We start from the raw sequence: 16701 nt of genomic DNA on the forward strand, positions 1-16701 counted from the left end.
TCGCTTCAACGGCTGAAGACAAAATGATGCTCGGCAACGGCAATGCCGAACATTGCGACGACACCGAGCACGAACCACAGAATCCGACGGCCGTTCTCTCCGGGCGCGCTCTGCGGCTTGCCGCAATGCGGGCAGATCGCAAGGCCGATCGGGATGTCCTTTTCACAGAACTCGCAAACCATCGCGCCTCCAAGCAAAAGCCAGCAAGAAAAACCCCGCATGCCGCGGGGTTCTTCAGCGCTGACCGGCCGCGTCGCACAGCGGTCAGCAGGATGCTATCGGCCGGACAACGCGGGGAGGGACAACCCGTTCCGCCGTCGGCGCCGTCAAACCGAGACGTCCACGATCGCGGGCGTATCGACCTGGCGTTCACGCCAGACCACGAGATCGCATTTGGGATTGAGCCACTGGTATTCGGCGCCGTGCGCCTTCAGATGCGCGAGCGCGGCATCGTGCGCGCTGGTTTGGTCGGGCGCCTCGACCATGATCTCCACGGTCTCCTCGATCTGACGCACCACCTCGACGGCGTAATATTTTCTGGCCACGGTCCCTCTCTCCGAAGAGAGCAACGGGCAGGGCGCAGCCGCGTTCCCGCGATGTCGCGTGCCCGGCATCGAGCCCGCCGCGCAAAAGAAAAACCCCGCGCTTTCGCACGGGGCTCTTCTGGCCGACGGCGTTGGGATTTCAGCGCCTGGCCGCCAGCCGCATGTTCAAACTTAAGGTTGAAAATCCAAAAAGCAACAGCGCCGCGGTGACGGAATATGTTCGTCCATCGCGGCGCTGCGATATTGACCGGGCGCTGAAATCCCCAGCTTCCATGGGTCCGCGCAGGCCTGAAAAGGTTCAAGGTAACGTGCACAGGAAAACCGGCGGGAGGGCTGGACTTTTTGTTCTCATTTTGTTCTAGTTGGGCATCCACATTGGAGGTGATTCATGACCGTCGAGAAACAGCGCGAAGTGATCAGACTCTGGAATCAGCTCAGGAAGGTCGAAGGCCCGGCCGCCGAAGAGCTCCGCATCCAGATCCTCGAATGTTTTTCCGAGAAGGACAAGGCGAAGCGGGCGGCGTGAGGCGCGGCACCGATTTCCAATCATCGGCCAGCGCGAGATCGTCATCGTGTTTGCGGTCGTCTCGAAATTTCTGCCGCCGAAGAATGAAGACATGACACCGCGTGGCTTCACCGATCGTTAGGAATCGCTGCGCGCTGATTTTCTCGACTCCGATTCGTTCTTTGCGAACGAAATGGAGTCGGATGCAGAACAAGCCGTGGCTTCTGTGTCGAGGCGGGACACGGGCGCCGCATGCGTGATTCTTTGCACAGTCCTATCCTCGTCGCCCCGTTACGCTGTGAGGCAATGGAGAGCGACAATGGATGCGTGCTGGTTTCTAGCCGAGATCGCCAAAGTGTTCTGGTACGACAGGCATCCGCGCCTGCGCAAAGGCAGGCCGTCGGTGCCGCAAGTGCCGCCGCCAGTGCTGAAGTCCGACGAGACGACGTGACGGCCCGATAGGATCGCGCATTCGTTTGTGCGCAAATGATTTGTTAAGAGATGCTCCGTGCCGATTTCTTCGAATCCGATTCGTTCTTCGAGAACGAAATGCGGGCGAAGCTGGAACAAAGCCGGTCGGCAGACGCCCGCGCAACGCCTAACGAAAGTTTGCGCCGATGCCGATAACCCTATTCGGTTAGGTTAAAAGCCCAATCGCGTTGCGTTGGCCGCTGGCTGGAGTAGGTGTTCTTGCAAAGACAAGAACGACTTTGCCAAGAAGCAGCTTTCTCATGACACCTTTTTCAGAACCCACCTTTTATCAAGGCGACCGTCACACCTACCGGCGCGTCGCCCTCGTCGGCTCGCTGTTCTGTCTCGCCTTCGTGGTGATCAGCTTCTCGCTGCGGCCGCAAGCCGAGGACACGCGCGTCGCGGTTAAGGCCGACAGGCTGGTGCGCACCGCAGGGCAGGCGCCGCACGCGAATTAGCGTTCCTCGGCGGAACGGCCCGGGCACGCGGCGCCGCGGCTCGCGAGCGCGACGAAGCCGGCATAGCCGGACAGGTTGAGCAAAACTTCGAGCCACGCGGGCATGTCGGGTCTCACTTGCCGTGAATGTGTCTTGCCGTGAAGCTGTCTTCAACGTGCGCGCGAAACATTCGTTCCGCGCTCGCGAGAATAAACTGCTACAGCGGAGTGGAGGAATCGAGCCGCCGGCCGAGAGTCGCGACGGATGAGCTCGACGGCTGCTCCTTGAGGAACTCGGCGATCGCGCGTGCGAGTTCGCCGTCGCTCATCGGCGTCGGCGGCGGGCGCAGTGCGCCGACACTGAAATTGCGAACGATCTCGTCGTAATGTTGGTCGCGCGATTTGGGGACGAGCCTGCGGATACGGGCCAGCAAGGCGGCTAGTGGCAATGTGTCCTCCTCTGCATCCCCCGTTGGCAGTCCTTATTGGTTGCTGCCATATCTTCCGTGAAATCAAAAACCCCGCCAGCACCGCGGAGGATGCTGACGGGGTCTTCGTGCTGTCGCCTCGACCGGATGGCGGAGGCTTCCGCACTTGAACAGGCAAGTCCGCGGAATGCGCCTTCGTTCCCGGCATGCCGATATTTTTTCCGCATTTCTCGCGACGCTGGGTTCCACGCCTGCGCGCAACCATCGCAGGACCTCAGCGTTATCTTGCCGAGACGCGAAGGAGGAAAGTCATGAAGAAGACACTGGCAGTTCTGGCCACCGTCGCCGCCGTTGGCGTGACCGCGGTTGCTGCGCCGGCCGAGGCGCGCGGTCGCGGCATCGGCCCGGGCCTTGCGTTCGGCCTCGCCGCCGGCGCGATCACCGCAGGCGCGGTCGCAGCGTCCCATCCGTACGGCTATGGTCCGGGCTACGGCTATTATGACGGGCCCGCCTATTACAGCCCCGGCCCGTACGCCTATTATGGCGATGGACCTTACTACCGTCATCGCCACTACTACCGGCACTGGTAAGAGCTGAACAAGCGAAAAGCCCGGAGCGATGCTCCGGGCTTTTTTCATGCGTGGCGATCAAAAAAAAATGTCCTACGGCCAGAGCGAGGGCCGCTCCACCTTGCGCGCATTGTCGAGCGTCGAGACGAAATACTCTTCCCGCTCGCGCTTGAATTTTTCCTGCGTGGCACGGAAGGCGGCGATACGGGCGGCGATCTCTTCGCGTTCGCGGATCTTGCGTTGTTCGTCCTCGGTCATGTCAAATCCCCTCTACGTCAGTATGTGCACACCTGACCTCAAGCACTGCCGCCGCAATCACTTTGAGTCGCGTCAACACATGCATTGGCGCTTCTGATTGGGGCGTCAATGGGGAGGAGGCATTGCAGGATTGTGATAAGCGAAGGTCGGAAAAAATTGCCGCCCAAGTTCTCGCTGATTCAAGTCTTGCGGCGGTGCATAAGAGCGTCAACAATCTTGTCGCTTGCGCACGACGAAAGCCAGCGACACGGCGAAATCGGGAGGCCGCGATTGATTGCATCGGATCTTCGCAGCGGCGTTGAACGTCTCGGCGACATGATCGCCGAGGCGAAGATCATCGTGCCGTTCACCGGCGCCGGCATCTCGACCGAATGCGGCATCCCCGACTTCCGCTCGCCGGGCGGAATTTGGACGCGCTACCGTCCGATCGAGTTCAGCGAATTCGTCGCCAGCCAGGACGCCCGCGATGAATCCTGGCGCCGCCGTTTTGCGATGGAGGAAGTCTTTGCCGCGGCAAAGCCGGGCCGCGGCCACCGCGCGCTGGCCTCGCTCTACCGCGCCGGCAAGGTTCCCGCCCTCATCACCCAGAACATCGACAATCTGCACCAGGCTTCGGGTTTCGCTCCCGAGCACGTGATTGAACTTCACGGAAATACCACTTATGCGCGCTGCATCGGATGCGGCAAGGCCTATCAGCTCGCCTGGGTGAAGCAACGCTTCGACGACGACGGCGCGGCTCCGAACTGCACCCTGTGCGATGAGCCGGTGAAAACCGCGACGATCTCGTTCGGCCAGATGATGCCCGAGGATGAAATGCAGCGTGCAACCGCGCTGTCGCAAGCCTGCGACCTCTTCATCGCGATCGGTTCCTCGCTCGTCGTATGGCCGGCGGCGGGCTTTCCGATGATGGCGAAGAACGCCGGTGCACGTCTGGTGATCATCAATCGCGAGCCGACCGATCAGGACGACATCGCCGACCTCGTCATCCGCCACGACATCGGCGATGCGCTCGGCCCCTTTGTCGGAAATTGAGGCATCAATTTGATTCGCGGCTGTGCAAGCTGTTCATAGGTTCCGGCGAATCTCTTTTTTGTCTATGCCTCGCAACCGGGAGTGTTATCTTTTGAGTCGAAAGATTCGCGTCGCGTCGAATTGAGAACATTCTCTTAAGACGCGTGATTCGAGCGCCGCCAATGTGGCGGGTTGCATGGCAGTGTGGGGTCCGGGGTTATGGGGTCGTCGGACGGATTTGAGTCCAAGAAGTTGGGAGTTCCCGCTGTGGGTGAGCACGGCGGCGGCAGTCGCGACAGCGCGCTCAGCCCCTTCACCGGATTGGGTGAGGCTAGCGCCAACCTTGTCGAAGTTCACGGCGTCATCAAATGGTTCGACGCCTCAAAGGGCTACGGCTTCATCGTTCCCGACAATGGCTGGCCCGACGTGCTCCTGCACGTTACCGTGCTTAGGCGCGACGGCTTCCAGACCGCCTACGAGGGCGCCCGCATCGTCGTCGAGTGCATCCAGCGCGCCAAGGGCTACCAGGCCTTCCGCGTGGTCTCGATGGACGAGTCGACCGCGATCCATCCGGCGCAGATGCTGCCGCCGCGCACCCATGTCACGGTCACCGCGACCAGCGGGCTCGAGCGGGCCCAGGTCAAATGGTTCAACCGGCTGCGGGGCTTCGGCTTCCTGACCTGCGGCGAGGGCACGCCCGACATTTTCGTGCACATGGAGACGTTGCGCCGCTTCGGCATGACCGAGCTCAGGCCCGGCCAATATGTCTTGGTCCGCTTCGGGCCCGGCTCGAAGGGCATGATGGCCGCCGAGATCCATCCCGAGACCGGATCGCCGGGATTGCAGTCGCACTAGCAGACCGCCAATTCCCGCAATCGTGAGCAGAGGCGCGCTGGCTGGTCCGGGCGCCTCTTTCTTTTTTGGCGACCGCCACGTAAGGACTGGTCCAGTCCCACGCCTCGAGTGCCATCCATGAATTTCGATCGAAAGGCCGTCTTCGCCGTTGCGAGGGGCTGGCTTGCCGCCATCCTCGTCATCGCCGGTTGTACTGTTGCCAGCGGACCCGTCCGCGCCGCCAGCTTCCAGCCGCTCGAGATCGTCACCAGGAACGGCGTGCAGGTGTTCTCGGTGGAAATGGCGACGACCGAGGAGGAGAAGCAGACCGGGCTGATGTACCGCAAGGAACTGGCGGACGGTAAAGGCATGCTGTTCGACTTCAAGCCCGAGCAGGAGGTGTCGATGTGGATGAAGAATACCTATGTCTCGCTCGACATGATCTTCATCCGGGCCGACGGCCGCATTCTGCGCATCGCCGAAAACACCGAGCCGATGTCGACGAAGATCATCTCGTCCCGGGGCCCCGCCCGGGCCGTCCTGGAGGTGGTGGCGGGAACGGCACAGAAATACGGCATCCGGCCCGGCGACCGTGTCGGCCACCCGCTGTTCGGCACCAAATAGGGCGATTTGGCGGGGTTATCGCCGCCTGGCTGGCGGCTTGAAAGCTTGCTGGCGCTTTGGGAAGCGTGTATCGACGGGGCTCGCCGGACATTCGGGGTATAGCGCAGCCTGGTAGCGCGGCAGTTTTGGGTACTGCAGGTCGTTGGTTCGAATCCAGCTGCCCCGACCAATAAAATCAACTACTTAAGCTGATGTTCTCAGGCTCTATCTTCCCAGATTTCTCGACTGGGAAGGTTATGGGAAGACAAATTGTCGCGGAGGGGGCATGCGTCGTGACCGAGAACTGATTCATCGCATCCTTCTCGCGATCGAAGCAAAGACATCGACCCGGCCGGAACCGATCGAGATGGCAGGCGAGGATCCGCAGAAGGTCCTCGATCACCTCGCTTTACTTTTTGATGAAGGCCTAATCCAAACCGGACCTCGTCCCCATCGTTCGAGCAGCACCGGTTTGATCGACCAGGTACTCGTACGCGATCTCACACCGGCCGGACGTGATTGGCTGGAGGCTGAGGCTCGACAAGCAGGACATCCACCGTTCATCGCCACAGCCTATGAAAGCGACGTCACGCAAGCCCCAGGAGATGAGAGGCACCCCGGCCATTTGCAGGGCGTGGGCGCTAGGGGGGTGGCTGGTGGCGAAGGCTTGGCGACTGCGACAGGGCAGGTTGGTCCGACGGGAAGCGCCGAGTCGCCTGCCGCGCCATTAGGCCCGAACGGAACGACCGGTCCTAGAAGAATTGGACTGCTCGACGAGGAACCGATTCTTCAGCGTCCGCTGGAAGCAACGGCTCGATATCAAGCCCAAGCAGTGGAATTTTCCGCCGGCGGTGAAGATCGGCCAGAGGTGCTTCACCGATCCCTTATCGCGCGTGTAGCAGTCTTGGAGGCCATAGTCGAAGAGCTTCGCAGGCCTGCAGGGATAGGGATTGGCCACAATCAGCCGCCTCCCGACGCGCATGTTTTTGCTCCAGTCACGGCAGATGATCTCGACGAAATCGATCACTTAATCGTCCTACTCAAAGAGCAGCCGCCTGCTCCGACCACCGTGTCCCCGCAGCTGATCGAGCAAAGTCGAGTGGTTTCGAAGATTGGCACGAAGATCGCTGAGCTTGCTGACATTTACGCAAAGGAGGTTGTGAAATCGGCAGGCCAGGAAACGGGAAAGCGCCTTGTGCAGCTCCCATTTTGGTTGGGCGTTAGCAGCGCGATTGCCGGGGTCGCTTCAGCACTTCAGATCTGGATTTCCGCGTTACCGCATTAGGGCGCGGGACCGAAGCCGCGCTTTCCTGAAGGCTCTCCGATCTTGAACCGCGGTTCGTTTGTCTCGGTTGCGGTAGTCGGGGCGCCCAGGTTCGACCTGACTTTGATCGAGGCAATCCGCAGATTGCGGCCATGGGGTACCGAAACACAGGATGACCAAGGGCTGGGGGCGGCCTTTCGAGGAGCCAATCGATGCAGGCGGCCGCAAGCTGGTCACGCTGCTCGATGCCGGCGAGTACATCGCCGCGTTGCCGAAGACGGAGCACACTGCGCCGGAATGGCAAGCCGCGATGGAAGCCCTGATCCTGATCGCGGAAGGCGGCGGCCCGACGATGTTCGCCCGGATCGGCATCCTGCGCGCGCTGAACCGGCATCATGTCCCGGCGCTCAATCCGAAGGGCAAAGAACCGCACTGGGGCCGGCGCAAGCTGAAGAGGGATCAATGAACGGGAAAGGCCGCAGAGTGGTTCCAGCCCCTACTGCGGCCATCCCGGGCAACTAAAAATTGGCTGATACTCAAATCTCGCCGGTGTTCTCACTGTAGAACACCCCGTTCCGAAAATGGATTCCGTACAACTACCGGAGCGGGATACCCTACGCCTTGTCAGTTAACGGCGAACATGGCACCGCTTGCTTTCCGGCCCCCAATGCTCCCGGCTGCCGGTTCAATTGCGGACCAGAGCGCCGGGAGTGCTAGGCCCGCCAGCGTGAACCGGCGGGCCTTGCGAACAGCCTACTTGCGGTAGAGCCGGATCAGCACGTTGGCTTGGGCTAGGCGATAGTGTTGTGCCCGCTCAGCATCCGTTTCTGGCTTGCCGTACCTGCGCTCAATCTCTTCGAAGTCTTGCGGCTCTGGGCGCGTCTTCAGGATGTCCATGGGGGACCTTTTCCGGTTCGAATGACAAACACACCCAGCGGAAAGCCAGGCGCACGAATGCTGTTTGTGGAGAAGGTCGAGGCTCGTCTTTGTCGCTGGCCGCTCTGGACACTGGCCGCTAGGGGCGCTCGTCGCTCTGGGCTCTGGGCTCTGGACGTTGGTGCGAGAAACCTGCTCGCTCGACCCGACGCGAATCCTAAGCTTCCGACGGCACACATACAAGAGTCGGCGCCGCCGGAGTTGTTGAAAAACTACCGCCTCAGCCGCCGGCGGTGCGTCATCAGCCGCTGCCGGTCGCGCTTCCGGTGTGCTCGGCGCCGGCGCTTCATCCGCGCACTTGGCCGTGCCAGCGCGCGTCGTATTCCTGCTCCAGGGCCTTCAGCATTTCGGCCGAATGGAACACAGCGAACCTCAATTGATCGTCCCCGATGCTGGCGTCGAACATCAGTTGTGCGGCGATGCCGGCCATCCTCATGCAGTCGCGCAGGTTGGTCTCCAGATCGCGGAACGCCTGAGCGTGCAGTTTGTCTACATTGACTGTCGATCGGTCCGGCGGCGGTAGCTCGACTACGTTGCTCATGCCGAGCGCTCCTGGTAACGGCAATTGCGCTCAATCAGCTCGAACAGGGATTGCAGGAATAAGACTTCGAAGTCTTGGAGATTGCGGCCCGATTCCCCATCGCCGTTCTGGTTCATCACCACCTTGGCGACGCTTGCGAGTGACCAGATCTCGACTGTTCGGACAGCTTCTGCCTTGCGCATAAGGCGCGTGAGCTTGCGCAATGTGGCATCTTTTCGCTCGAACACGCCCTCGTTGACGATCTCAGCGACTGTCGAATTGCCGGTGTGCTCAGCGATCCAGGCGCCGTTCAAGGAGCCATTGAGCGCCGTATAGGTCACCGCCGCTCGCATGATCTGGGATTGACGGTCGAGCTCCTCCTCGGATTGTGGCGCGACGGGAAGCGCCGTCACCTCGGCAACGTTGCTTGGAGGAAGGGCTACGGGAGGCGGCGCCACAGCGCGCGCGGCGGACAGGTCTATGACGTTGTTTGGGGACGAGCTTAGACGTGGCGTGCTATGCACGCTGTCAGCTTCGATCATGTGATTACACTCCTATGGTCGAGGTCAGAGCTCGGGGTGGAAGTGGCTGCTTCCCCTCGGCTCGTATTTTCTGTAAACTGAAAATATGAAGAAATCAATTTCCGTAAACAAAAAATCACGAGGACGACCGAAGAAGGCCGGTGGGGTTTACCCCGTCTCGGCGGTTCGGCTTTCCCCCGATGTTGGCGCCGCGGTCGACGTATGGGCTCGCGCCCAGGCAGACACCCCAACGCGCTCCGAGGCGATCCGCCGGCTGGTCGAGATCGGGCTAAAGGCAAAATCGGGCTCCCGGCGCGAGACCGAAGTCTCGAAAACTCGTAAGTCAGCACAGGGGCGCGCTCGCGACATGGCGAGCGACACTATTGACGAGATGTCCGACGCCACAGCAAGCGCGGACGATCAAGCCAGCCGCAAGCGCCGGCTCATTAAGGGGCCCGAGGAATTCCGAAGGGTCCGACGCGACCGAACCGAGAAATGACGGCTATACTGCGAGCCCACTTGCGCTCGCGACGGGGGCGCTCGAGTCGCGGCGGGTAAAAGGTCGAAGGTGCTAATCCACCGTTTTACAACTTGAGGAAAACAGGCTGTAGGTCAGCGGGTCTGTATTTTCCGAATCGATGTTCCATGCTCGCTCCCCTGAGGCTTTGTGTTGAGGGGTTAGGAGTGAGCCAGTTTGTATCCATGCTGCTGCTGGTCGCCGCGGTGGTTCTGACTGTCTGCTTCGGAGTGGCCGCCTGGCGCCTCTCGGCGGACAGAGACGCTGACGTCACCGCCACGATTCCGCATCAGGAATACGGCTGGAGGTCGAGGCCCAACAACTAAAGGCCCCTTGCGCTCGCCTTCTGGTTGAGCTTTGCTTTGGCCTGGGAGGATTGAGAATATGGACAAGCCAGTTTACAAATTCCTCAGGGCACGCGACGTCGATTCAATGATGAGCGGAAGCGTCCTTATCCGGCCTCTCTCGTTCTATCGTCGCCTTGAGGAAGAAGGCGGAAAACCTTGGATTGGTGATCGACTCGAAAATCGATCCGAGGTTTCGGTTGGCCACTTGAGCGACAAGACGCCCGAGCTATTGAAGCGTATTGCGCCAACGGGAATGCCCGCTGCGATTTCGCCGATGGATGGCGCAAAAGATTGGAGCGTCGATAACATCAACTTCACCTACGAATTCGCAAATGACCCTTGGGTTTTCTGCGCCTCTGATGGCGATCTAGAAGCTTTGACGAAGGTGATGTGCGGCGGCGGCGGCGATAGCTACGACGCCTGCGTGCGGATCAAGGATTTCAGTGCATTCCATAGGCATCTACACGAGCGCGGCCACGTTGACGGTGAGCCTTTGGCCAATCTCTTCAAAGCTAGCCACGCTGATCGAGTACGATATGATCGCGTCTCTATCGCTATTGAGGAAGGGCAGCCGCTGGTACCAAACCCCTTTTTGAAGGACATCAAGTTTGCTGACCAAAGGGAAGCTCGATACGCGCTGCTGCCGGCCAATCCAATTGAGAAAGACACACTATTCGTGCGATTTTCCTCCCCTGACAATTATCTTGTAAGGGAGTTCTGAGGTCGCAGGTTGCACGCTCGCATGTAACTAGGGGGAAGCTGTCGCAGCTTGATTGAAATGAAGTGGGTCACAACGCCAGAGTGGACAACCGCCGTTGCTACCGTCGTTCAAACGGTGGCAGTAGTTGCCACCGTGGGCGTCGCCGCTATCGAATACTTCGGCCACAAAAAACAAGACGTTCGCACGGAGCGCGAGTCCGTAATAAAGCTTTTCGCGGAGGAGCCAGCCGAAGTTCAGAAGCTTCGCGAGTTGGCCTTTAAGCTTGCAGAATGTATCAAGGAGAACCCCGAAGATCCCTCTCTTGGCACCCATGGATGTCCGAATCCCTTTCCATCCGAGGATGAAGCATCGCAACAGCTTCAACCCCTTTTGGCATACATCGGCAAAGTTTCTCTGTGCCGTCGGGCAGGCATTTGCGAGATCGAACTTTCAAACGTTCTGTACTGCGAAGATGCTAAAAACGCTGTGGTCGTCACTCAAAGACACCCGGGCATCCTCGTAATTGAAACCGCTCCTCGAAAGGATATGATCGACTACACAGCGTTTTACGATGACTGTCAGAGGGTTGTTTTAAGACCGCGTCCCACGGCCCGTATGACTAATGAAAGAGATAGTTCCGGAAGCGTGGCGGGCGCAAAGCCTTAGCTATGCTTGGCGCGGCCTGATAAGCACGACTTCGAGGCGCTTCTCTATTCCGCAGCATTCGGCGTCACGTCGATCGTCAGCCCGGCCTCGTCGGCCGCCGGCAGTGGCGCGGGCTGGTGCTCGATCGTCTGATTGCCGACATCTGCCACCACTTTGCTGGTGTTGCTGTGATTCACGACAATAACGAACCCCGGCACGCGAGGCCGCTCTTGCGCGAGCAACGGTTTGTTCTCAGGTGAGATGCCGGCCAGACCGAGCATGAATGTGCTAGCACGGTCGCGTACCATGGCGTTATCGCAATCGAGGAGCTCGGTCTTAACAGCACCGGCCCGCGCTGCCGAGATCGATAGGTTTCGGAGCGTTCGATTTCTCAGGACTTCCGCAATGTGAGGTTTTCCGAGCTCGCGCGATAGGTGCTCCCGGCTGAGGCCTGCTTTCCTCGCCGCCGCCGCGATCGTCTTGACGTCGCCGGACACAAGGGCCTCGATAGCCTTCCGGACATTTGCCGTGATCGGCTTTCGCTTCTCTTTGGTCATGGCGAAATTATCTTCATGGGCTCGCCGTCGTTCGGTTCGGTCAGGTCGATGACGTAGCCGGCGCGGATGTTGACGTTCACGCTGACGCTCGGCTGTGGGGTCGGCGCGATGCCAGCCACCCCCAAGACGAAGGTGGATGCTCGGTCGGCAACCATTCCGTTCTCGCTATCGAGTAGCCTGACCTTCGTGGCGCCGGCCTTCATCGCATTGATCGACAGATTGGCGAGCGTTTTGTCGCGCATAACCTGGGCAATGTGAGGCTTACGGAGCTCGCGGGACAGATGCTCACGAGACAAGCCGACGCGTTTGGCGGCTGCCGTAATGTCCTTCGCATCCCCGCTCACCATGAGGTCGATGCCCGTCCGCACCTTCTTGGAGATCGGTTTAGGCCGCTCCGGCTTCTCCGTCGAGGCCGTGGGAACGGGAATATTGCGGGTCATTTAGGTCTCCATGGATTCCAAGCGACTTTTCGTTGAGCGCCACCTCAATTGTACTGTCCGCCCGTGGCGGTCGCTCCAGCGATAGTTCCCGGGAAATAGCTGGCGCCACCACCGGCGGTGTCGATCAGGCCGAGGTTTCGAGCAATGTAGCGCGTGCCGGTCACAGTCCCCGTAACGCTGTAGGTATCGCCTTGGACCAGGATCTGACCGCCGTCAGCGAGGCCGAATGCGCTCGCGAACGTTGGATTTCCGCTGATATTGATGGTCTGGTTCTGCACGCCAACGATACCGAGGCCGTTGACGTTGTAGTGCGCCGACGCGCCGCCAGTGATCTTGTAACTGTCGTTGAAGGCGTCGATTTCAGCAGCGTTGAAAGCTCTCATATGGACGCCGCTTCCGACCGCGCCGAAGTTGACATTTGACACTCGCACGTAATTGCCCGCGCCGAGCACACGAATTGCATCGCCGCCGGTCGTCGTCATTTTCAGGTTCTTGATCCAGACGCTGATCGGCGAGCCTGTTTCGAACCAGCGGAAGCTATCGGAGGCGCCTGTGCTGAGCAGCACGTTGTCGGGCGTGGTGGCATTGCCGTTGATGGTGACACCAAGATAAGGCGCATTCATCGGGCCGAGCGTAGAATTCAGACCGCTCGAATAGAGGCCATCTGCAAGTTGCAGTGTCACAGCTTGGCCGGCAAGGTCTGTGCTGGTGCAAATCGTGGTCCATGCGGCGGTGAGCGTTTGGAATGCGCCAGATCCTGTTGCAAGACCGTCGTTGGCATCGTTCCCGTTCAAGGGATCAACGTGCATCGTTTGGCTGCCCGGCAGCTTCCATCGTCCCGGTGGCAACAATTGCCATGCATTATTCTGCGCGTAAATGATCGCCGTTTGAAGCGGCCACAGGATGAAATTCGAGTAGCCACTGATCGCCAGCTTTTTGCCGCGGCTGGTATCTTCGTTGACGACGAGGAAGGCGCAGGTCGAGGAGTATCCGGAGGCGGCAGTAAGCGTGAGCGTGAACAGCGTTCCTCCGCCGAGGGCGAGCGTGCTTCCGCAATCATTTGCTGACGCGGAATAGTTCGCGATCTGAGCGAGACGGACGTTCGTCAGCATAGTGCTGCACGAAGGACAGCCGATATTTAGCGGATTGGTCCCCGTGACCTGGATAGGGCCGCTTCCGACGATGTTGTTGCTGATCGTCGTCGGGTTGGTGCCCGTGAAGGCGATGCCGTTGCCGGCCACGAAGGTTGAGTTCGGCACCGAGACGCAACTCGTGAGATTGCCGCCGCTGTTGAAGCATGCGCCCTGGTTGGCGCGCGCGGCCAGCACAGGCAGCGTCGCCAGCGTCTCGCCCGGTGGCACGCGGGGAATGCGGCCGGTGACGTCGTTGATCTTGTCCCAGGTTTCGCGGTTCTGCGCCGTGAGATCGGTCAGCACCTGGTTGAGGTCGCGGGCAGCGACGCCGCGGCTTTCCGAGAACTGGCTGGTGCGGCGCGGCCGCCGTGCGCCGACGATCTGCACCGTGCCGGTCTGCACCTGCGTGAAGGTCAGCACTGCATCGGAGATCGGGCGCGGGATGGTTGCGAGCGAGCCGGTCGGGCTGGTGATGGTCCAGTTGCCGGACTGCGGGATCAGCGCGCCATTGACCCAGACCTCGATCCAGTTCGCATAATCGGTGCTGTCGCCGTAGAGCGCGAAGCCGACATTGCAGGCGCATGTCGAGGCGGTGATCGAGTAGGACGTTCGCCGCTCGGTGTCCGGAAGCGCCGGCACCGGCGGCGGGACCTGGGCGAAAGCCGGAGCTAGGCCGGCCATCAGGGCGAATGCGAGGATGAGGCGGCAGGCGAGGCGCATCAGTCGGGGGCTCCACGGTGCAGCCCGGTCGGAAAGCCCTGCGCGTGAAGGGTGATCTTGAGGATCACCGGGGGCACCGTGGAGGTTCAGAAATTCGGCGTCCGCGCATTCGCTTTCCGAGCGAGCGATGCGGGGACCGTGAGTCTTTAGAGGGATGGCTCGCAACGCACTGGAGTGGAGCGCGCCGGCGGGAGATCTTCAGCCGAAGCTGTGGCCGCGCTTCTCTTGAATCACACGCAGATGCGCATGTCCGGCGATCTCGCGCGCTGGTACGACGGGCTGTTCATGCACCAGGCGGGGCGGACTTAGCCGCCGTGCTGGGGCTCGCGATTTTACCGGCTTCAAGCTTTCACGAGCCGCGGCGGCAGCCGCAGTTAGACCTTGGATAATTTCTTCCATGATCAACGGTCGGCATCGATCGAGCAAGGCCTTGCTGACCCGTCCCTTCTCAAGCCGAACGTTCGATGTGTTGCGACCTTCCCAGTGCTCGCGAACCTTCTCCTCTTGCTCGGGATCGGGGACCAGCACCAACTTCATCGCCATGATCGAGAGCAGCATCTGCATCATGAAGGGTGACATGCCCTTCTCGCGGCGCGGGCCGATCACGCGCTCAACGTGGCCTCGCGTGAAGCCTCCGAGCTCGTCGATGGTCGGGAACGACAAATTCCGCACCTCCTTGGCGGTGCGCATGGCCTCGATCAGATCGTCCTGGGTGCGGATGGTGGCGATGATGGCGAGTTCGCTGAGGCTCATGCCTCACCCCACGGCTGCGCGGATCGGTGAAGGCACTGCCGGTTCAGGGCGGCGGCCCAGCAGGCGCTCCTGCGGCACCGCACCCGTCAAGCCGTCATCCAGGTACAGGCGGCCAGCGCGCCACGGGGACTGCGGCAGACGCGATTTCTGATGCGACGTGAAATATTCACGGATCCGGCTTGCGGTCTCGTTCAAGGGGACCATCGACGCGTGCGGCCATGCCGTGGTTTCGATCTCCTCGCCGGCGGCAATCGGGCGCTCCGCGAATTGCCACATGTGCGTGTCCGAGCAGGACGTGAACGGCGGTTCCTGCCGATGGCGCGCATACTGCGACGGCCGCAAATCGATCGAGGCACGATAGCGCGGCGGCTCGCGGTCCCAGCCAGGCGGTAGCGGCTTGGCGAAAGACCACTCGCCGCGCGAATTGCGGGCCAAGTGATCCGCATGCACATGCTCGAGGGTGCGGGCTTCGCCCGTGGACTGGTTGTAGATCGTCGCTGTATCGGTCATCGGCTGGGCTCCTAGATCAGTTCTGGCGTTGACGGCCGTCGATGCCGGGCGGGTTCTTCGCAATCCGCTCGGCCTCGCGCGAGGTCTCGGTAGAACCGCCTCCGCCGGGGCTGTGGTGGTGAGGACCGCTTTGCTTGTCCCCGTCGGAAAACCGCTGAATCTGGCGGGACGGCGCCTTCGGCGGATCGGGGTGGCGAACGATTTTATGGGCCATCGTTTGACTCCGGTTTCAGCGCGCCGACGATCGGCACGGCATTCAGTTCGGCCTCGCGGCGCATGTTGGCCTCGGCCCTCGCCAGCACTTCGTCAGTCCATGGCTCATAGGACCATTCCAGCGGGTGGTTCGACACCGCGGACGCTGCATCCACGCCGTTCATCACCGTCGCGCCGGTGGCCCGGTGGTAGACCGTGCGCGGCTGGATCAGCGACGTCATGCGCGCCTCGGCTGGTTGGCAAGCTCCAGGGCCGACGGAGTCCGGAAGTGCGTGCGGTCGAAGCCCGAGCCCGGTCCCTTGATCGCGTCCTCCGAGAACTCGAAGTAGCCGACAACATGCCCGCCCGAGCACTTCAGCTCGCGCTGCTCCGGCTTGTCGATCGGCGCACCGCTCGCAATGACGTGCGCGGCCCGATGCAACAGAGCCGCGACCTCGTGCGCCTCGGCCGCCGCTGTCTCTCCGAACGAGCCGGTGCGCCGGGTCAGGGTCAAGCGAAAGAACAGCGTAGGCTCAGACATTCAGGCCTCCCAAAAAAAATGCGGTCGACGTTCTCCCCGCAGGTCGACCAGCCACGGACGAAACACAGGGGGACGGGTGGCCGGGCTTTGCGGAGGTCAATCGCGTGCGCGGATTACCATTGGCTCGATCGGCGTCCATATTTTCCCTGGCGGGTCCGCTCAGGCGGGTCCTGAAAGCGAGGGGGCCGGGGAGGGCCTCGCGCGCGAGCGGCCGCGCCTGGTCTGCTGCAACAGAGTGAAGGACTGAGTTGGCACCCGCGCGCGAAATGTCCTCGGCGACGATGGATGCCACCTTTCCCATGGTCTTCCCAATAGCATGGTCAAGCCTGTCCATGCGCCCAAACATCAGTGATTTGCAACGGTTATGCAAGGGCGACCAGCAGTCTTATGCACTGCGGGTAGAGCAAAAGCGCCGGTGCGAAGCGATGTTTCCCAAGCGGATCACGCGCGTGAGTGCCGAACCGCGGTCTGAGCCGGAATTCCTAGGCCGGTCTTGAGGGCGTCAACTACCTATTCCGTGATCCCTCCGGTGTGCTCCTTGTTCATCACTTCCCGGCAAAGGACCGTGAGACAGTATGGTCCCACCAATGGAGACAGATATGCTCTGACCGGACTGTCTCACGCCGATTGAGACAGTATGGTCCGAGCATATAGGTCGAGATGGGCCTCGCGGGCGGGTGTGCGCACTGCGGCGTGCGCGGGTCTTTAAGCTTCTGGGGAGATAGCAGGGAAAGCGCGCGCGAAA

General features: G+C 61.0%; 28 protein-coding genes and 1 tRNA gene. 14 read left to right on the plus strand and 15 right to left on the minus strand.

What is annotated here, in order from left to right; all coding sequences use genetic code 11:
- Positions 1-5: 5 nt before the first annotated feature.
- Together I3J27_RS18275 and I3J27_RS18280 are read right to left on the minus strand one after the other, a co-directional pair.
- The gene (locus tag I3J27_RS18275) at positions 6-182 is read right to left on the minus strand and encodes a hypothetical protein (RefSeq protein WP_270172035.1); all 177 of its coding nucleotides are present in this window, start codon (positions 180-182) and stop codon (positions 6-8) included.
- Positions 183-326: 144 nt separating this feature from the next.
- Positions 327-545 carry a hypothetical protein gene (locus I3J27_RS18280; RefSeq protein WP_270172037.1) on the minus strand — a complete coding sequence of 73 codons (219 nt, stop codon included), beginning with the start codon at positions 543-545 and terminating at the stop codon, positions 327-329.
- A gap of 388 nt (positions 546-933) precedes the next feature.
- Here I3J27_RS18280 and I3J27_RS18285 point away from each other — a divergent pair, with 388 nt between their 5' ends.
- The 3 genes from I3J27_RS18285 to I3J27_RS18295 all read left to right on the plus strand — a co-directional run bounded on the left by I3J27_RS18285 (position 934) and on the right by I3J27_RS18295 (position 1979).
- Entirely contained in the window at positions 934-1071 is a 138-nt protein-coding gene (locus tag I3J27_RS18285; RefSeq protein ID WP_270172039.1) for a hypothetical protein, read from the plus strand.
- Between the two features lie 298 nt (positions 1072-1369).
- On the plus strand, positions 1370-1501 hold the full coding sequence (locus I3J27_RS18290; RefSeq protein WP_270172041.1) for a hypothetical protein: 132 nt from the start codon (positions 1370-1372) through the stop codon (positions 1499-1501).
- Between the two features lie 280 nt (positions 1502-1781).
- A complete protein-coding gene (locus tag I3J27_RS18295; RefSeq protein ID WP_270172043.1) occupies positions 1782-1979 on the plus strand; it encodes a hypothetical protein in 198 nt (65 codons plus the stop codon).
- A 196-nt stretch (positions 1980-2175) separates the two neighbouring features.
- Here the strand turns inward: I3J27_RS18295 and I3J27_RS18300 are convergent, their stop codons facing one another.
- Positions 2176-2406 carry a hypothetical protein gene (locus I3J27_RS18300; RefSeq protein WP_270172045.1) on the minus strand — a complete coding sequence of 77 codons (231 nt, stop codon included), beginning with the start codon at positions 2404-2406 and terminating at the stop codon, positions 2176-2178.
- A 290-nt stretch (positions 2407-2696) separates the two neighbouring features.
- Between I3J27_RS18300 and I3J27_RS18305 the strand changes: the two genes are divergently transcribed.
- Positions 2697-2975 (plus strand): hypothetical protein, encoded by a 279-nt coding sequence (locus I3J27_RS18305; protein WP_270172047.1) that lies wholly within the window; start codon positions 2697-2699, stop codon positions 2973-2975.
- A 72-nt stretch (positions 2976-3047) separates the two neighbouring features.
- On the opposite strand, the gene I3J27_RS18310 is transcribed toward I3J27_RS18305, so the two are convergent.
- The gene (locus I3J27_RS18310; protein ID WP_270172049.1) at positions 3048-3212 is read right to left on the minus strand and encodes a hypothetical protein; all 165 of its coding nucleotides are present in this window, start codon (positions 3210-3212) and stop codon (positions 3048-3050) included.
- A 270-nt stretch (positions 3213-3482) separates the two neighbouring features.
- Here I3J27_RS18310 and I3J27_RS18315 point away from each other — a divergent pair, with 270 nt between their 5' ends.
- From I3J27_RS18315 to I3J27_RS18340, 6 genes are all read left to right on the plus strand, one after another.
- Positions 3483-4244 (plus strand): SIR2 family NAD-dependent protein deacylase, encoded by a 762-nt coding sequence (locus tag I3J27_RS18315; protein ID WP_270172050.1) that lies wholly within the window; start codon positions 3483-3485, stop codon positions 4242-4244.
- Positions 4245-4442: 198 nt separating this feature from the next.
- A complete protein-coding gene (locus I3J27_RS18320; RefSeq protein WP_270172052.1) occupies positions 4443-5078 on the plus strand; it encodes a cold-shock protein in 636 nt (211 codons plus the stop codon).
- 117 nt (positions 5079-5195) lie between these two features.
- The gene (locus I3J27_RS18325; protein WP_270172054.1) at positions 5196-5681 is read left to right on the plus strand and encodes a DUF192 domain-containing protein; all 486 of its coding nucleotides are present in this window, start codon (positions 5196-5198) and stop codon (positions 5679-5681) included.
- Positions 5682-5773: 92 nt separating this feature from the next.
- A tRNA-Pro gene (locus I3J27_RS18330) sits at positions 5774-5850 on the plus strand.
- A 96-nt stretch (positions 5851-5946) separates the two neighbouring features.
- Positions 5947-6945 carry a DUF2513 domain-containing protein gene (locus I3J27_RS18335; RefSeq protein WP_270172056.1) on the plus strand — a complete coding sequence of 333 codons (999 nt, stop codon included), beginning with the start codon at positions 5947-5949 and terminating at the stop codon, positions 6943-6945.
- A gap of 151 nt (positions 6946-7096) precedes the next feature.
- Positions 7097-7390 carry a hypothetical protein gene (locus I3J27_RS18340; protein WP_270172058.1) on the plus strand — a complete coding sequence of 98 codons (294 nt, stop codon included), beginning with the start codon at positions 7097-7099 and terminating at the stop codon, positions 7388-7390.
- Between the two features lie 287 nt (positions 7391-7677).
- On the opposite strand, the gene I3J27_RS18345 is transcribed toward I3J27_RS18340, so the two are convergent.
- The 3 genes from I3J27_RS18345 to I3J27_RS18355 all read right to left on the minus strand — a co-directional run bounded on the left by I3J27_RS18345 (position 7678) and on the right by I3J27_RS18355 (position 8922).
- Positions 7678-7821, minus strand: coding sequence for a hypothetical protein (locus tag I3J27_RS18345; protein WP_270172064.1), 144 nt, complete (start codon positions 7819-7821; stop codon positions 7678-7680).
- A gap of 325 nt (positions 7822-8146) precedes the next feature.
- On the minus strand, positions 8147-8401 hold the full coding sequence (locus tag I3J27_RS18350; RefSeq protein WP_270172067.1) for a hypothetical protein: 255 nt from the start codon (positions 8399-8401) through the stop codon (positions 8147-8149).
- Complete coding sequence (locus I3J27_RS18355; protein ID WP_270172069.1) at positions 8398-8922, minus strand: hypothetical protein; 525 nt, start codon at positions 8920-8922, stop codon at positions 8398-8400. The genes I3J27_RS18350 and I3J27_RS18355 overlap by 4 nt, the downstream gene beginning before the upstream one ends.
- A gap of 85 nt (positions 8923-9007) precedes the next feature.
- Here I3J27_RS18355 and I3J27_RS18360 point away from each other — a divergent pair, with 85 nt between their 5' ends.
- From I3J27_RS18360 to I3J27_RS18375, 4 genes are all read left to right on the plus strand, one after another.
- Positions 9008-9400 (plus strand): hypothetical protein, encoded by a 393-nt coding sequence (locus I3J27_RS18360; protein ID WP_270172071.1) that lies wholly within the window; start codon positions 9008-9010, stop codon positions 9398-9400.
- A gap of 185 nt (positions 9401-9585) precedes the next feature.
- Positions 9586-9744, plus strand: coding sequence for a hypothetical protein (locus I3J27_RS18365; protein WP_270172073.1), 159 nt, complete (start codon positions 9586-9588; stop codon positions 9742-9744).
- A gap of 58 nt (positions 9745-9802) precedes the next feature.
- Positions 9803-10486, plus strand: coding sequence for a hypothetical protein (locus I3J27_RS18370; protein WP_270172075.1), 684 nt, complete (start codon positions 9803-9805; stop codon positions 10484-10486).
- A 48-nt stretch (positions 10487-10534) separates the two neighbouring features.
- Positions 10535-11131, plus strand: coding sequence for a hypothetical protein (locus tag I3J27_RS18375; RefSeq protein ID WP_270172077.1), 597 nt, complete (start codon positions 10535-10537; stop codon positions 11129-11131).
- 44 nt (positions 11132-11175) lie between these two features.
- On the opposite strand, the gene I3J27_RS18380 is transcribed toward I3J27_RS18375, so the two are convergent.
- The 8 genes from I3J27_RS18380 to I3J27_RS18415 form a co-directional block, all read right to left on the minus strand.
- Positions 11176-11667 carry a hypothetical protein gene (locus I3J27_RS18380; protein ID WP_270172079.1) on the minus strand — a complete coding sequence of 164 codons (492 nt, stop codon included), beginning with the start codon at positions 11665-11667 and terminating at the stop codon, positions 11176-11178.
- Positions 11664-12107, minus strand: a complete 444-nt coding sequence (locus tag I3J27_RS18385) for a hypothetical protein (RefSeq protein WP_270172081.1) — start codon at positions 12105-12107, stop codon at positions 11664-11666. The genes I3J27_RS18380 and I3J27_RS18385 overlap by 4 nt, the downstream gene beginning before the upstream one ends.
- A 44-nt stretch (positions 12108-12151) precedes the next feature.
- Entirely contained in the window at positions 12152-13960 is a 1809-nt protein-coding gene (locus I3J27_RS18390; RefSeq protein ID WP_270172083.1) for a hypothetical protein, read from the minus strand.
- Positions 13961-14158: 198 nt separating this feature from the next.
- Positions 14159-14713 carry a hypothetical protein gene (locus tag I3J27_RS18395; RefSeq protein ID WP_270172085.1) on the minus strand — a complete coding sequence of 185 codons (555 nt, stop codon included), beginning with the start codon at positions 14711-14713 and terminating at the stop codon, positions 14159-14161.
- 3 nt (positions 14714-14716) lie between these two features.
- On the minus strand, positions 14717-15223 hold the full coding sequence (locus tag I3J27_RS18400; RefSeq protein WP_270172087.1) for a hypothetical protein: 507 nt from the start codon (positions 15221-15223) through the stop codon (positions 14717-14719).
- A gap of 16 nt (positions 15224-15239) precedes the next feature.
- Positions 15240-15437 (minus strand): hypothetical protein, encoded by a 198-nt coding sequence (locus I3J27_RS18405; RefSeq protein ID WP_270172089.1) that lies wholly within the window; start codon positions 15435-15437, stop codon positions 15240-15242.
- On the minus strand, positions 15427-15657 hold the full coding sequence (locus tag I3J27_RS18410; RefSeq protein ID WP_270172090.1) for a hypothetical protein: 231 nt from the start codon (positions 15655-15657) through the stop codon (positions 15427-15429). Before I3J27_RS18410 ends, I3J27_RS18405 begins: the two co-directional genes overlap by 11 nt.
- The gene (locus I3J27_RS18415; protein ID WP_270172092.1) at positions 15654-15956 is read right to left on the minus strand and encodes a hypothetical protein; all 303 of its coding nucleotides are present in this window, start codon (positions 15954-15956) and stop codon (positions 15654-15656) included. Before I3J27_RS18415 ends, I3J27_RS18410 begins: the two co-directional genes overlap by 4 nt.
- Between the last annotated feature and the right edge of the window lie 745 nt (positions 15957-16701).

Origin of the sequence: Bradyrhizobium xenonodulans, from assembly GCF_027594865.1 — a bacterium.
Lineage (GTDB): Bacteria > Pseudomonadota > Alphaproteobacteria > Rhizobiales > Xanthobacteraceae > Bradyrhizobium > Bradyrhizobium xenonodulans.